Annotated in this window: 8 protein-coding genes; 5 read left to right on the forward strand and 3 right to left on the reverse strand. The window is 73.5% G+C overall.

All coding sequences use genetic code 11. From position 1 onward, the window contains the following. Positions 1–97: 97 nt before the first annotated feature. The 4 genes from ACRX5S_RS02285 to ACRX5S_RS02300 all read left to right on the forward strand — a co-directional run bounded on the left by ACRX5S_RS02285 (position 98) and on the right by ACRX5S_RS02300 (position 9268). Entirely contained in the window at positions 98–1534 is a 1437-nt protein-coding gene (locus ACRX5S_RS02285; RefSeq protein WP_436770960.1) for a HEAT repeat domain-containing protein, read from the forward strand. Positions 1535–1780: 246 nt separating this feature from the next. Further along, positions 1781–3472, forward strand: a complete 1692-nt coding sequence (locus tag ACRX5S_RS02290; RefSeq protein ID WP_436771146.1) for a hypothetical protein — start codon at positions 1781–1783, stop codon at positions 3470–3472. After that, on the forward strand, positions 3469–4398 hold the full coding sequence (locus ACRX5S_RS02295; protein ID WP_436770961.1) for a hypothetical protein: 930 nt from the start codon (positions 3469–3471) through the stop codon (positions 4396–4398). Before ACRX5S_RS02290 ends, ACRX5S_RS02295 begins: the two co-directional genes overlap by 4 nt. Before the next feature lie 223 nt (positions 4399–4621). Then, the gene (locus tag ACRX5S_RS02300) at positions 4622–9268 is read left to right on the forward strand and encodes a hypothetical protein (protein ID WP_436770962.1); all 4647 of its coding nucleotides are present in this window, start codon (positions 4622–4624) and stop codon (positions 9266–9268) included. Positions 9269–9364: 96 nt separating this feature from the next. On the opposite strand, the gene ACRX5S_RS02305 is transcribed toward ACRX5S_RS02300, so the two are convergent. Both ACRX5S_RS02305 and ACRX5S_RS02310 read right to left on the reverse strand, forming a co-directional pair. Beyond that, positions 9365–11029 (reverse strand): purple acid phosphatase family protein, encoded by a 1665-nt coding sequence (locus ACRX5S_RS02305; protein ID WP_436770963.1) that lies wholly within the window; start codon positions 11027–11029, stop codon positions 9365–9367. A gap of 248 nt (positions 11030–11277) precedes the next feature. After that, positions 11278–11793: a nuclear transport factor 2 family protein gene (locus ACRX5S_RS02310; RefSeq protein ID WP_436770964.1), complete on the reverse strand. Its 516-nt coding sequence runs from the start codon at positions 11791–11793 to the stop codon at positions 11278–11280. Positions 11794–12432: 639 nt separating this feature from the next. Here ACRX5S_RS02310 and ACRX5S_RS02315 point away from each other — a divergent pair. Next, a complete protein-coding gene (locus ACRX5S_RS02315) occupies positions 12433–13506 on the forward strand; it encodes a serpin family protein (RefSeq protein WP_436770965.1) in 1074 nt (357 codons plus the stop codon). A gap of 100 nt (positions 13507–13606) precedes the next feature. On the opposite strand, the gene ACRX5S_RS02320 is transcribed toward ACRX5S_RS02315, so the two are convergent. Continuing rightward, positions 13607–15616 (reverse strand): hypothetical protein, encoded by a 2010-nt coding sequence (locus ACRX5S_RS02320; RefSeq protein ID WP_436770966.1) that lies wholly within the window; start codon positions 15614–15616, stop codon positions 13607–13609. Positions 15617–15705: the final 89 nt, after the last annotated feature.

Consider the following 15705-nt stretch of genomic DNA (forward strand, 5'->3'; position numbering starts at 1 on the left):
TCCAGGCCACCCGGCGTTCATGTGGGTGAAATCCTGTTGCCCCCTGATCCGGGGAGCCGGATGCTGTCGGCATGTTCGATCCAGCCAGGAACAAGTCATGACCAGTCGGGCACGTGCCGCGATCGAGTCGGCGGCAGCCGCCGACCCCGCGGGTGCCCCGGCGGGCCACCCGTCGCAGAGCGACCTGCTCGCGCTGCTGCGCAGCGGCCACGGGGAGGGCGCCCGCCGGGCGCTCGCCGCCGTCGGCGACGCCGCGCGCGCCGAGATCGTCGCCGCACTCGACTCCTGCGTTCTGCGAGATCCGCGCGCCGTCCCGGCGACGGAGTCCCGCTCCCTCTACTACGCGCGTCTGTACACCCGGCTCGACGCGCCGCTCGACGCCCTCGCCGCACACCTCCTGTGCGACGAGGACTGGACCGACGACGACGCCGAGCGCACCACGCTGCCGCTGGCCGTACTCGGCGCCCTCGCCCGGGCCGGCCGCGACGACGCCGTCGCCCTGCTGCGCCGCTACGCGGCCGAGGGCCGCGACTGGACCATCGCCATCGAGCAGTTGACCCGCGCCTCGAACCCCATGGCGCTGCACGGCATGCTCGTCCTGGCTCTGGAACGCGGCGACGACGAGGAACTGTACGACTGCGTGCGCCGGGGCTCCGGAATGCGCCCGTGGCGCGTGTGGGGCTTCCAGGACGCGCGCATGCGCTCCATCGTCGAACGCGTCGACCTCGACTGGTGGCGCTGGGAGTTGTCGCGCGGCAAGCCCGCCGACCCCGGACCCCGGCCCACCGTCGACCAAGTGCTGTCCGAGGCCGCCGCGAGCCCGCGCCGCAGCTTCGTGTGCGGCAGACGCCTCGCGTCGGTGGCCACCGCCGAGCACCGCGGCCTGATCCTCGCGACCGCGTGGTCGGGCGCCGCCGGTGCACGGATAGCGGCGTTGCGCTACCTCGGCGACGTCGGTGACCCCGCGCTGCTCGACCTCGCCGAGAACGCGCTCGCCGACAATTCGCCGGTTCCGGTTCGGCAGGCGGCGGTACAGGCGGTCGGCGGCCTGCGTACCGGCGAAGCCGTGGTCCGGGCCAGAGGATGGCTCGGCGCCGACGGCGCGCTGGGGGAGGTGGCCGTGCGGATACTGGCCGGAGCCGGCGAACAGGCCGACGGACCGGCCCTCGTCGCCGCCCTGAGACGCTGCCGCCCGGACCGCGACCGCTATCAGCTCCTCGACCTCGTCGACGGCGTCGGCCGACTCGCCCTCGCCGACGCCCTGGACCCGGTGCGGGACCTCTATCGCGCCAGCCCCTGCGCCGGACTCCGCTCGCGGGCGGTCGACACCCTCGCCCGCATAGAGCCCGACTTCACCGCCACCACCGCCGTCGACTGCCTGTGGGACTGCGAGGCCGGGACCCGGCTCGTCGCCGTCGACCTGGCCGACATGCGCGTGGACGGCGTCCCCGAGCAACTGCGCGCCCTCGCCCGCGACCCCGCGGAGGACGACGGCGTACGCGCGGCCGCACGCCGCAGACTGGCCGCCGTATGAGCACGCCGGCACCACGGCGGGCCCGCCCGTGACACCCCCATGACCGCCTGCCCCGGGCGGACGCACCCGATCGGGTAGCGTTGCCCGGCGACGGCCCCTCGCCCGGCCGCGTCCGAACGGAGCAACCGCCTCCGTACGACACCGGCGAGGCACGGCCGGGACTGTCGCCCCGACGCTCTACTCTTGTCGACCGTGACCGTTTCCGCCCAGGCTGCCCCTCTTGGCACCCCGCACAGCGCCCCGCACATCCCCGGGGCCGTGCCGCACCGCTCCGGGGTCACCGAGGACGGTCTCGCGCGCCGCCTGAAGGCGCTGGCCTGCACCGCGCCGCTGCACGACCTGGAGGCGCGCAAGGTCAACCTCGCGGGCGAGTACTCGGTCTACGCGATGGCCGAGATCGGCCTCACCGCCATCGACCTGGTCACCGTGACCATGGACTTCGACACGGGCGCCGACCACGAGGAGGTCGTCGCCAGGCTCCGCCCGCGCGTCGCGGCCCAGGCTCCCGAGCGCACCCCGGCCGAGCACGAGAGGGTCGCCCGCTGGGTGCTGGAGAACCTCATCAACGTCGGCAGCGTCGACCGGGGCTTCCGGGCGGTGTACGGCACGCTGACGCAGGGTGGCGGATACGTCCGCCGCGACTACGACTTCAAGCTCCTGGAAGAAGTCCCCGGCCCCAACGGCGACATCTTCCTGCGCGCCACCGACGAGGCGGTCAACGTCCTCGTCGGCGCGCTCGACACCGACGTCACGAGCGCGCAGATCGCCGCCGAGGTCAAGCTCGAACACCTGATCCGCCGCGGCCGCCTCGCCGAGGCCCGCTTCGCCGCCGAACAGGCCCGCTACCGCACGGTCCAGTACGCCGAGACGCTGCGCCGCGCGCTGGAGGCCACGCGCCGGAACGTCCGCGCGGTCGACTGGCTCAAGGCGGTACCGGACCTGATAGACGAGGCGCTGGACCACGTGGCCGAGCGCTACCGGCACGAGAACGCGATCCTCACCAACATCCGGCGCGCCCGCGACGAGGCCGAGGAGCCCGAGCACAAGCGCAGCGCCGCCGAGTTGGTCGACATCGTGCAGGACTGCATCCGCCGCCACACCCAGTTGCAGACGCGGCTGATGGAGGCCGGGCCGCTGTTCCGCGCGGAGCAGGACCGGCAGGCGTTCGCGGCCCGGCCGCAGCGTCCGGGCCTCGACCTGTACGGCCAACTCCTGCGCCCCGTCCTCGAACTGGGCGTCGCCGACGCCCGCTCGGTCACCGACCGGTTCTTCGCGTCCGGGACCGGGCTGCGCACCCCGGTGGCCGTACGCCTGCACGACCTCACCGAACTGCTGCTCACGCCCCCGCTGGAGCGCGAGTACCTGGGCGCCGAGCTGCCCGAACCGGACCTCGTCGCGACGCCGGACGACAGCCGCTTCAGCGAGGCGCAGCATGACGCGGCGGCGGCGCTGCTGGACCTGCCGCCGGACGCGCCGCGCAGGCTGTCCGGACTGCTCGCGGAGGCGCGGGCGGGCGACCCGGATCTGCCGTACCTGGTCGCCCTGTTGGCCTTCCACGCCGCGTCGCCGCCGGTCGGCACCGCGCTGCGGCAGGGGGACCGGTCGCTGCTCGTGGCGGTGGACGACGGGGTGGTGCTGGACGACCCGGAGGTGGGCGGCGCGGACCTCATCGTCGGGACGGCGCTGCTTTCGGCGGAGCCGGAGCCGGGGCCGGAGCCTGGGGTGGAACCGGATCCGGATCCGGGCTCGGGGCCGGGGCCGGGGCCAGGGTTGGGCTCGGGGCCGGGCTCGGGGCTGGGCTCGGTTCCGCGTTCGGGTTCGGTTCCGGGTGAACGCGCGGACGGCGTCCCGGAGATGGACATGGATGTGAGCGTGGACGTGATCAGCGAGACGGACGTCCGGACGGGCGCCGCGCAGGACGGGCAGGGGACCGCATGACCGAGTCGACCGCGTTCCCCGCCCAGGACCGCCACTTCGCCGGGGGCGGCGGCATCGGGGCCGGGACCGCCGCGGAGCACGCCGCCGGGCCGCCCGCGGCCGCCCCCATCACGTCCGGCGACGTCAGCGACGCGGCGCGGCTCGTCGCGTTCGGCCTCCAGCCGAAGCTGCTGCCCGCGCGCGACGCCGAGTACGCCGAACTGGTGCGCCGCCACCGCGAGGACCCGCGCTTCGCGTCCCTGTGCCACGCGGTCGCCGCCGGGCTCGGCCTGGTGGTGCTGGAGGTGTCGCCGCGCGCCGGGATGGCGGTGACCGCGGCCGAGGACTCGGTCTTCGCGGTGCGCATGAGCGATTACGCCCGCCGCGCGTCGTCGGAGTCCACCGACCGCTTCCTGCACGGGCTGGCGCATCTGGCCATAGCGGCCCTGGCGTTCCCGCGTCCCGACGACCTGGCCGAGGACTCGTACGTCGGACGCATCAGCGTGCACGGCGTCGACGCCTTCGTCCGGCAGGCCTGCCGCCGCCTGGAGGAGCGCGCCGAGCAGGCGGGGGAGAACATCGACCCCGCGGTGGACTCGCCCGGGCTGGAGGCGGCCTGGCGGGTGTACGCGCGGCGCAGCGCGACCGGCGCCACCAAGGACGCGCGCAGACTGTCGGCGTCGACAATCGGGATCGTCGGCAAGGCGGTCGCCTTCCTCGTCGACTCCGGGTTCCTGCAACGCGTGTCGGACGAGGCGGGCGGGACGTACCGCACGACCGCGCGCTACCAGCTCCAGGTGCGCGACATGGCCGGGACCGCGGCGATGAGCGAGCTGCTCGAACTGGGCGTGGTCCCGGTGTCGGACGGCGGCGCGACACTGGTGCCGCCGACCGACGACGCGGGGGAGCTGGCGCCGGGGGCGGGGCTGCCTTTCCACGGCGTCTGAGCGGGGCGTACGGCTGCCTGTGTGCGGCCTGCATGTGCCGCGTGTACGCCGCATCGTCCGAACCGCCGCACCTGTTGATGCCCGACTCCGTTGCCCGACCCCGCCGACCCGCCAGTCCGCGACCCGCGAACCACCGACCTGCAAACCATCGACCCACGAACCATCGACCCACGAACCATCCACCCGCGAACCACCCCGCCGAGCCGAGAGAAGAACGCCACCGATGTACGAGCTGTCCCGCGTCCGCCTGTTCTCCATCGGGCCCGCGGGTGCGCGCTACGCCGACACCGTGCTCGACCTGCGCGGCGTCGGCGAGCCGGTGCCCGACCCGGCGCCCCGGCAGGCCCAGCTCTTCGAGGGCGAGCCGGTCGGCCCGCCGCGCCGCCCCGCGCCCGCGGGCGTGCTGTTCCTGGAGAACGGCGGCGGCAAGTCCGTGCTGCTCAAGCTGATCTTCTCGGTCATGCTGCCTGGCCACCGCAACACGCTCGGCGGCGCGAGCTCGGGCGTACTGCGCAAGTTCCTCCTGGCCGACGACTGCGGCCACGTGGCGCTCGAATGGCAGCACACCCTCACCGGCGAACTCGTCGTCGTCGGCAAGGTCAGCGAGTGGCGCGGACGCCAAGTGTCCTCCGACCCCCGCAAGTTCGCCGAGGCGTGGTACTCGTTCCGGCCCGGCCCCGGCCTGACGCTGGACGACCTGCCGGTCGTCTCGTCCGGACGCCGCCGCACGATGCGCGGCTTCCGCGACGCCCTCGCCGAGACCGCCAAGCTGTACCCGGACGTCGACGTCGTCTGGGAGGAGATCCACGAGCGCTGGAACGACCACCTCAACCACCTCGGTCTGGACCCCGAACTCTTCCGCTACCAGCGCGAGATGAACGCGGACGAAGGCGAGGCCGCGGGCCTGTTCGCGGTCAAGAACGACGCGGACTTCGTGGACCTGCTGCTGCGCGCGGTCACCGACACCGCGGACACCGACGGACTCGCCGACCTGGTCGACGGGTTCGCCGCCAAGCTCTCGCAGCGAGCCGAACTCATGGCCGAGCGCGACTTCGTGGCGGGCGCGACCGGGCTGCTGCACACCCTCGCCGAGGCGTCCGACCAGCGGGCCCGGGTGCGCGCCGGACACCACGCCGCCGAGGAGGACGCCCGCGCGCTCGGCCGCCAACTCGCCCTGCGCGCCGACCGCGAGCGCAGCCGGGCCGCCGACCTGTCCGACCAGGTCGCCGCGGCGGCCGAGTCCGTCGACGCCGCGCAGCGCTCCCGCGCGCATACGGCGCTGATCACCGCGGAGATCACCCACCGGCACGCGAACATGCGGCTGGCCGCGGCGGAGGCCGACGGGGCCTCCCTGAAGCGGGAGTTGACCGAGGCGCGCGGCGCGCACGCGGCGTGGCTGGGCACCGAGGCGGTGCTGCGGCAGCGTTCGGCCGTCGACCGGGCGGAGCGCGTGGCCGCCGCGATCCAGGCGGCGGAGCGCGACGCGGCACCGGCGCTGGCCGCCCGCCAGGCCGCCGCCGGGGCGCTGGTCCGCGCCCTCACCGCGGCCGCGACCGTCGCCGAGGAGCGCGCGGACCAGGAGGAACAGCGCGCCGCCGAACTCCAGGAACGCGGCGAGACCGCGCAGCGCGCCGCGACCGTCGCAGCCACCGAGTCGCAGCGCACCCGGAGCGAGGCCGTGCACTTGCGCGCCCGTCTCAGCGAGGTCGGCAGCGAACTCGGCCAGGCGGTCGAGGCGGGTTGGATCGCCGAGGAGGACGACCCCGCCGAGGCCGCCGAGCGCGCCGCGGCGGAGGAGAAGGCCGCCGCGACGGCTTGGGGCGAGGCGCGCGCAGCCGTCGAACAGGCGGCGGCGACCGTACGCGACGCCGAGTCGGAGCGGGGGCGGGCGCAACTCGCCGCGGCCCGCGCGGCGGACAAGCTGGCCGCTGCCGAGCACGACTTGCAGGGGGTGCGGACTTCCGCGGGAGAGCTGCTCGACGAGCCGAGGGTCGCCGAACTCCTGGGGCTGGAAGGCAAGTTCGGGACGGGGGCGTTTTCCGGGGCAGGGTCCGGTCCCGGCGCGGACGACCCCGAGGGACCCGGCGGTCCCGCCGCCGTCCTCGACCGCGCCGCGGACATCCTCGGCGGCCAACTCGCCGATGCGGTCGCGGAAGGCGAGCGCGCGCTGTTCCAACTGCGCACCGACGCCGCTGAGGACAGCCGCATCCTCGCCGCGCTCGGCGACGGCGGCCTGCTGCCGCCGAGCCCCGATGTACTCTCCGCCGTCGAGTACTTGGGCGAACACGGCATCCCCGCCCTGCCCGGCTGGCGGTACCTCGCCCAGTCGGTGCCGCCCGAGCGCCACGCGTCCGTCCTGGACGCGCACCCGGACCTCGTGGACGGCGTCGTCGTCACCGCCCCGCACGAAATGGCCCGCGCACGCGAGGTGTTGGCGGAGGCCGCGCTGCTGCCGCGGTCCGCGGTCGCGGTCGGCACGCCGGACGCCCTGCTCGCCGCCCGCGCCGAAGTCCCGGACGCCGAAGCGGTGTTCCTCGTGCCGCCCAACCCGGCCATGCACGACGAACGCGCCGCCGACACCGAGCGCACCGCCCTGCGCCGCCGCGCCACCGACCGCGACGACGCCATCCGGGAACGCGCCGCCCGCCTCGAAGGCGACCGTACGCTCGCCGGGCGCCTCGCCGCGTGGCGGGCCTCGTGCCCGGTCGGCCGGGTCGGCGAACTCGCCACGGCCGTCGAGGCCGCCACCGAGGCCCTGGTCGCCGCCCGCGCCGCGGGCTCCGCGGCCGAGGCCGCCGCCGCGGCGGCCGAGACCGTGCGTACGCGCGCCGTGGACCAGCGCGACCGCCGCATGGACGCCGCGCAACTCGCGCGCCGCCGCGCCGACACGCTCGCCGGACTCGCCTTCCGGCTGCGCGAACGGGCGGGCTGGACCCGCCGCATCCGCGAACTCGACCAGGAGACCGGCGAACACGAGCGCGCCGCCGAGGCCAACCAGCTGCTGGCCCGCGCCGCCGACCAGGACCGCCGCCAGGCCCAGCGCGCGGCCGACGACGCGCGGCGCACCACCCGGGCGTTGCTGGAGGAGCGCGCCGAGATCAGCGGTGCCCCGGAAGGCGACGACACGGCGGCGACATCGGAGGCATCGGCGTCGCTGCCGGCGCTGCGGGAGGCGTACCGGACCGCGTCGGTGCTGTACGACAAAGTCGGCGTCGGTGCCGACCTGCGCGCCGAGCAGGCCCGTGCGGAGAGCGAACAGGCCGCCGCACAGGCCGCGTTGGACCGGCTGTCCGCACGCGTGCGCAAGCAGGCCGCCGAACTCCTGGAGAGCCCGGACGGCGCCGACGGCCCCTCGCGGCTCGCCGCCGCCGCGCGTGCCGAGGAACAGGTACGCACCATCGAGGGCCGCGCTGACGCCGCCAACGAACTCCTCGGCCGCCTGCGCGGCGAGGTCGAGCGGCACGCCCCCGGCGACGGGCGCGACGCGCACGTCGAGCTGCCCGAGGACCGCGTGCCGCGTGATCCGGCGCACGCCCAGGAGCTGTTGCGCGAGGCGGCGGCCGAACACGCCACGTGCGGCGAGGAGGTCGAGGCGGCCCGGGACGCGCACACGCGTCTGGTACGCGCCTTGTCCGACGCCGAGTCGGGCGCGTCCGTCTTCGCGGAGATCTCGGTCTCGCTCACCGACACCCTTCCGGCCGCGGAGCAGTCCACCGAGGACGAACAGGTCGTCCCCTTCGAGGGATCCGCGGCCGAGGCGCGTGAGGCGGCGACGGCGTTCCGGCGGGCGCTGCGTACCGCGGCGGGCGAACTGTCGGCGGCCGAGGGCCAGGTGCGCGAGCGCGCGGAGGCGGTCGTACGGCATGCCGGGGCCACGCGGTTCGAGCAGGTGCGCATGCCCGCCCGCCAGCAGATCCGCGAACTCCCCTTGTCCGCACTGCCGGACCACGCGCTCGCCTGGGCCGCCGCGTTCGAGCCGCGGCTGCGGGTGCTGACCGACGAGCTGGCCCAGATCGAACGCAACCGCGACAGCATCGTCGACCGCCTGCGCGGCATGGTGGACGCGGCGCTCACGACCCTCCGTGCGGCGCAACGCCTTTCGCGGCTGCCGGAGGAACTGGGGGAGTGGTCGGGCCAGGAATTCCTGCGTATCCGCTTCGACGACCCCGACGCCGCACACCTGTCCGAACGGCTGGGCGAGGTGGTGGACGAGGCCACGCGCACCGCCCGACGCGGCCCCAACGCGGCCCCGGTGCGCCGCGACGGCATGACGCTGCTGTTGCGCGGTGTGCACGCGGGCCTCGAACCGCGGGGCGTGCAGGTCGAGATCCTCAAGCCCGACTCCGTGCTGCGCGCCGAGCGCGTGCCGGTCGGGCAGATGGGCGACGTCTTCTCGGGCGGCCAACTGCTGACCGCCGCCATCGCCCTCTACTGCACGATGGCCGCACTCCGCAGCAACGACCGCGGCCGCGCCCGCCACCGCCACGCGGGAACGCTCTTCCTGGACAACCCGATCGGCCGCGCGAACGCGTCCTACCTCCTGGAACTGCAACGCGCCGTCGCCGACGCCCTCGGCGTGCAACTCATCTACACCACGGGCCTGTTCGACACAACGGCCCTGGCCGAGTTCCCTCTCGTGGTCCGCCTACGCAACGACGCCGACCTCCGAGCCGGCCTCAAATACATCTCCGTGGAGGAACACCTCCGCCCCGGCCTCCCCCAACCCGACCCCGAAATCCCCGAAGGCCTGGGCCAGATCCACGCGACCCGAGTCTTCCGCAAACCCGCGGACGCCCCAACCGACCCCACCGCAGAGGGAATCCCGCCCCAGCCGCACCCAAGGGACACCCCAGGCGTCAGCGTCCCCTGACCGGGCCATGCCCCCGACGAACGCGGCTTTGACAACGGCGTGTTGGACCCCGTGGGGCTGCGAGGCCACCGCTCGGGCGGCCTCGCAGGGTGGGCCTCAGCGGTGGGCGTCGTTGCGGGGGCGTTCGAGGGTGAAGCGGTCCACCGGGGTCAGGGCGCCGTGGGCGCCTTCGAAGGTGTAGTAGGTGACGTTGATGCGGGTGCGGCCCGATCGGCGGTCGCCGGGATCGACCTCGAACGCTGCGAAGCCGTAGGGGTTTTCGCGGTCCTGGACGGACGCCCAGGGGGCGTCCTCGGTGACCCAGATCGAGTCCTTGTGGCCGGGCAGGATCGGGCTGTCCTGGTCGCTGCGGGCGACGATGACACGGCCTTGCGGGCGGTCGAAGAGGTTGGTGTGGGAGCTCGCGAAGTTGCCGCCCCCGCCGATGATCATGTGGACGGTGCCGAGGCTGGTGTCGATGACGTCCTGCCGGGTCGCGGCCGGGGTCGGGGTGCGGGTCTCGTTGGGGAGGCGACCGCGGAGCGGGTGCGAGCGTTCGTAATGGTGCTCGTGGCCGCTGACCACGAGGTCCACGCCGTACTGGTCGAAGAGCGGGCCCCAGGCCTCGCGGACGCCCAGGTCGCTGCCGTTGCCGCTCCGCGTGCTGGAGATGAACGGCTGGTGCATGCACACCACGATCCAGTCGATGTCGCGGTCCGCCCGGGCCGTACGCAACTCCCGTTCCAGCCACGTGCGTTGCGCGCCGCCGGAATAGCCGCGGATGTAGCTGTCGCCGGCGTCCTGGATCGCCACGTCGCAGTTCGCGACGCTGATGACGCGTACCGAGCCCGCCGTGAAGGAGTACCAAAGTCCCTTCATCTCGCGGTCTGTTCCGGAATCGGGTGTCGTGAAGTACGCCTGGTACGCGGACGCACCGAGCAGCCCGTTGCCCTTCTCGTTCTCGTGGTTGCCCACACAGGGCATCCACGGCCGGAAGCGCGCCGAACGGCTGTTGGAGATGAACCAGTCGGCCCATGTCGCGACGCGGTCCTGGCCGAACATACCCGCCACGCCCGCGTAGCAGAGGTCGCCGTTCACGAGGTTGAAGAGCGGGGCGACGCGTTCGACCGCGGCCACGATGTCCGCGGAGGCCTGGGTGCCGATGTTGTTGCTGGAGTGCAGCGGGTACGGCCCGTTCGGGGACGGCGTGCCCGGCGGCAGCTTGATCTCCTTGCGGAGGTTCATCGTCGCCTGGTCGCCGAAACTGGTGAACGTGAAGCGGTGGCGGCCGCGTTGCGCGGTGTCGAACACGCCGGTCTCGGGTGCGGCGCCCTCGTGGCTCGCGAAGTAGACGTAGCGCGTGGCGGGACGCAGCCGGGTCAGGCGCGCGTGGTGCACGAACACCTCGACGCCGGAGAGCCCGTCGCGGTAGTGACGCGTCTCGGCGTCCACGCTGCGGCCGAAGCCGTCCTCGACGGTGCCGTAGCGCACGCGGGGCCGGGTGACCGGCTGCGGGGTGAGCCACGAGACCACGACCTCACGGGACGCGTCCGCGCCGAACTGGAGGTGCAGGCCGGTGACACTGGGTGCGCCGATCCTGCCGGGCTGTTGCCAGAGCAGGGCCGACGAGGGGTCGGATGCTGTTGTGCTTGCGGGTGTGGCTGCCGCGCCCGGGGCCGCTTGCTCCGGGGCCGCCTCGGCGGTGCCCGCGGCGGCCCCGGTGAGCAGTGCGGCGCCGGCCACGCCGCCGGTGGACAGTACGGATCTGCGGGAAATCGCCATGAGCCCAGCCCTCTTCCGTCGCCTGGTTGATGCGCCCCCGACGCGGAGGACCGTATTGAGATGGACGCAAGAAAACAAGACTCGATATTGCGTCCAGTGAAGTGGGCGGGGAGAGGGCCGGGTCGGACTGGGGTGTTGATGCGGGAGTGGGTTGCGGTAGGGCGGGTGGCTGTGGGGGTGGCGGTGACGGGCGAGTTGGCGCGTACTGATGTTGGTGCCGTTGGCGTGTGCGGTGGGGGAGCGCCTTCTCAGGCGAGCGGCGCGTACACCGCGTCGGTGCGGTCGCGGCGGCCGGTCAGCATCCCCTCCGGGATCGGCCAGTGCGCCGCCGGGTCGTCGACGCGGACCCACTCCGTGGTGGCGACCCGCCGCGCGATGCGCCAGCGGCCGTCGCGGCGGCGGAAGTCGTCCACGTACCGGAATCCGGTCGTGAGATTGCCGCGCGGGTCGGGGGAGTCGGTGCGGTGGAAGGCGATGCCGTACGTCTCCGCGCGAGCCGCGTCCGGACCCGCGAACTCGGCGAGGTGGTTCGCGACCAGGTGCATCGTCATCGTGTAGCGCGGCAGCAGGCGTCCGATCCATGCCACGAAGGCGTCGACGTCGCCGGAGAAGCTGCCGTGCTCGTCGGTCGCGTCGGGGTGGTAGCAGTCGCGTACGGCGTCCAGGTCCATCCGGTCGACGCCGCGGCAGTAGCGCAGCACGACCTCGTGGATCTCCTGCTTGTCGAGCATCCGGCGCACGGCGTCTTCATGATCACGTCCCATCGCCGGATTGTCGCGCCCGGAAGCAGAGGTTTCCACCCGCCGCGCGCCGTGGTGGGCGCCGGTGGTTTCGAGCGATTGCCTGACGCGGGGATGTGGGGTGTCGGCGGGGCTGCCCGGCCGTGGGCGGGTGGCAGCATCGAACGCTCATCGAACGCTCGGTCGAACTTGGCGGCCGGCGCGACGACGACTTCGTTGGTTCGGGTGACAGGGGATCGGCGTCGGCACTTCGCGGCGGCGGCGAACGTTCCCGAGGTATGGAAGGGCGGGCGGGAGGGGGAGGCGGGTCGGGCGCGGTTCCGCGACTCACGAGCGCGTCTTCTGTGTGCGTCTCCTGTGCGCCTTCTGTGTGCGCGACGGTTGGCTCGCGGTGTGTGGGGGCGGGTTGGCGTGGAGGTTGGGCGGTCTTCGACGGTTGGCCTGCGGTATGGGGGCGGGTTGGCGTGGTGGTCGGGCGGTCTTCGACGGGTGGCTTGCGGTCTGGCGGGCTGGTGTAGGTCCGGCGGTCTTCGACGGTTGGCTTGCGGTGTGTGGGGGCGGGTTAGTGTGGAGGTCCGGCGATCTTCGACACGGTGAGGCGGTTTCATGGCCCACGGCGAGTGCGGGTTGACTGTCCGTGAATACGCGGGGGAAATTCGCGAGTTGGGATCCCGCTGGCTGGACCGGGTCTTGTCGGATCCGGCCGTCGAGTCGGCGGGCGGCGACGTGGTGTGCTCGCCCACCGGACTGTGGCTCGCGCTGGCTGGCATCTCGTGCGGCGCGCTCGGCGACACCGCCGAGGAACTGGCCGACCTGCTCGGCGTCGCCGGCCCCGAGGCCGAGCCGCTGGTCAACGCCGTGGCCCGGGACCTCGCCGCGACCGACGCGCTGGCGGTGGCCACGGGCATCTGGAGCCGGGCGCCACTGCGCGAGACGTTCCGCGACGGCCTGCCCGTCATCGAGTTCGGCGACCTGGACGACGCCGCCGCGATCGACGCGTGGATCACGCGCGCCACCGACGGCCTGATCGAGCGCATGCCGGCCGACCCCGGCCCGCTCACCCGCCTGATACTCGTCAACGTGCTTGCTCTCAAAGCACGTTGGGCCGAGCCGTTCAACCGCCACGACACCCTCGCCCGCACGTTCACGCCCGCGCACGGCAAGCCCGAGGACGTCCCGACGATGTTCCGCAAGGTGCCTGCGGGCGACGTGTGGACGATCGGGGCGTACGGTGGCGCCGTGCATGTGGTCGAACTCCGCTGCGCCGGCGACGACCCCGCCCTCATCCGCTTCGCCCTCGGACCGGACGGTATGCCGCCCGCCCCGGTGATGTCCTCGGCCTGGGCCCCGCGCAGCGCCGGGAACCCGGTGGCCTTCGACGAAGTCTCGCTGCGTCTACCGCGGTTCGCCCTCCGCACCTCTCTCGAAGTGCACGACCACCTCCCGATGCTCGGCGTCGAACTCGCGCTCTCCGACGGTGCGGCGGAATTCGGCGCCCTCTCGCCCGAACCGCTGTTCGTGGACCGCGTCGACCAGGAGTCGCTGCTGCGCGTGGACGAGGAGGGCGTCGAGGCGGCGTCCGTCACGGAAGTCCGCATGGACTACATGAGCTGGCACCCGCCCGCGCCCACTCTCGACCTCAATTTCGACCGTCCCTTCGCCTGCGCCGTCATGGACGCGTCCGGGACGGTCCCCCTGTTCACGGCCTACCAGGCCTCGGTCCCCGGCACCTCCTGAGCGACTGTCCGGCGCCCTTTTGAGCGACTGTCCGGCGCCCTTTGGGGCGCGGGTTGAGCCACGTTCCCGCACTGAACGACGCCGAGGCCGTACCGTCTCCCTACCACGGGCCCCACCCGCGGTCGTCGTCCGGAATCGGCGGGGCCACCGGCAGCGGGCTGGCCTCGGCGGTGCTCAGCAGGTGGCGTACCGCGTCACGGGCGGTGTTGTCCTTGTGCGGGGTGCCGTCGTGCGTTCCGTCGTGGACCAGCCGCCGCGGGGAGTCCGCGAACAAGCGCAGGTCCGGCAGCAGCACGCCGGGAACCAGCCCGATCTCGGTGAGGGCACGGATGGCGTCGGCCTGCGCGTTGCCGTAGTTGTTGGTGTCGGGCTTCTGTGCCTCGGAGGCGATCACCGGCACCGTGTCCTCGACGCGTCCGGTGATGCGCCAGATCGACTCCGCCGCGCCGACCCTGGCCCAATCGATGCCCGCACGGAGGCCGCCTTCGAGCCGGGGCAGCAAGGGGAGCGCGGCTCTGCCGAGTACGCCGACCCGCCCGTACACGCGCTGTGCGTCCTCGCTGCGCAGTCTCCGATCGAAGAGGTCGAGGGCCACCGCAGAGTCCCCGGTGATGCGGAAGTACGCGGTCGCGGCAACGAGGTTCATGAAGGTCTCGTCGCTGCCGCGGGCGACTTCGAGCAGCGCGGGTACCGCGGCCTGCGCCCGTGGGCCCAGCGATTCCAGGAGGAGGACGACCGCGTGCGGGCTGTGGTCGGACTCCAGCAACGTCACCAGGTCGGCGACCAGGGTCTCGGCCAGATCCGGGAACGCCCGGAGCGACATGATCATCTCGGTGTCCCGATGGCCGCCCGCGGAGGCGGTACGGTCGCCCGTGCCGGCGCTACCGCCGGCCGCATCGCGAAGGCGTTCGGCGATCGCCAGGGCGACCGGTTCCGCGCGCTCCGCGAAGACCTCGACCGTGGCGGCGACGGCCGGGTCGGTGCCGTGGTCGCCCGGTGCGTCGCGGACCAGGTGCACGCACCGGTCGATCGCTTCGACCGACCCGGCACGGGCCAGCGCGGTGACCGCCGCCGCCCGGGTCGACGGCTCATGGTCGTCCGCCGCGTATCGGGAAAGCACCTCGATGTACGGGGCCGCCAAGGCGGGCGCGGCGGCCGCGGCCCGCGCGATCCGCGCCAGTGCGTGACTTGTCCGCCTGTCGTCCTCCGCGCTTCGCAGGTCCTCGAAGTACCAAGGCAGGACGTCGGATTCGCGGTCACGCCAAATCTCGTCGACGGCGAACGCGAGCGACCACCGTGAGCCGGCTGCGGCGGCGTGCGCCGTCGCGAACAAGGCCGCACCGACGTCTTCGGCAAGCAAATCCTCGAAGGATATGTTCAATTCGGGCCAGCCGCGTTCGGGTATCGGCGTTGCCGCCAAGCGGGCGTCGACGGCCCGGGCGACGAGGTCTTCGGGGTACGGCGTCGGAGTGCCGCGCACCATCTCGGTCAGCGCCGCGAAGCGCACCTGCGGGGCGGGGTCCCGCTCCAACGGCCGCAGTCGCGCCGCAACCGAGGCCGCGGACGGATCCACCTTGGAGAAGGTCGTGACCACGTCGGCGCGCACTACGGGATCCGATTCGACCCGAAGGCGCTCGTCGAGGAGAGGGAGCAGAGGCGCCGCACCCGACCCGCACGCGGCGACCACGCGGAGCCACGCCTCCCGGACCTCCCGATCGGCGTCGCCCGCCAGGCCCGGAAGTCCTGACAACCGCGACAGATCCGACGGGTTCGTGAGCAGGACGCACACCGCGCGGCGGCCCGCTTCGACGGCCTCGGCGTCGCCACCGCAATCGTCGCCGCCTTCCACGACGCACGCCAGGAGGTGGAGCATGTCGCCGCGATGGCCCGGCCCGTGCACGGCCAACTCCGCGATGAAGGGCACCGCGTGCGGTGTCGCCGAGTACACGGTTCCCTGGTGCCACACGGTCCCGAACAACTCCTGGACCGCCTCCTCGCGCCGCTCCGGATCGTCGGCAGCGGCTTCGCGCAGCAAGGAGGGCAGGTCCTCAGCAGACCCGTACGCGTGGCTCAGCGTCGCCCATGCGACCGCGTCCAAACCGTCCAGCACGACAAGCCTCCGCCTTCACGTCCGATGAGGCGATCAAGGTAGCCTGGTCGACCGTCACGACGCGTGCGGGTGCGATTCCTCGGGTACGG

Source organism: Yinghuangia sp. YIM S09857 (assembly GCF_051388915.1).
In the GTDB taxonomy this organism is placed as follows: Bacteria; Actinomycetota; Actinomycetes; order Streptomycetales; family Streptomycetaceae; genus Yinghuangia.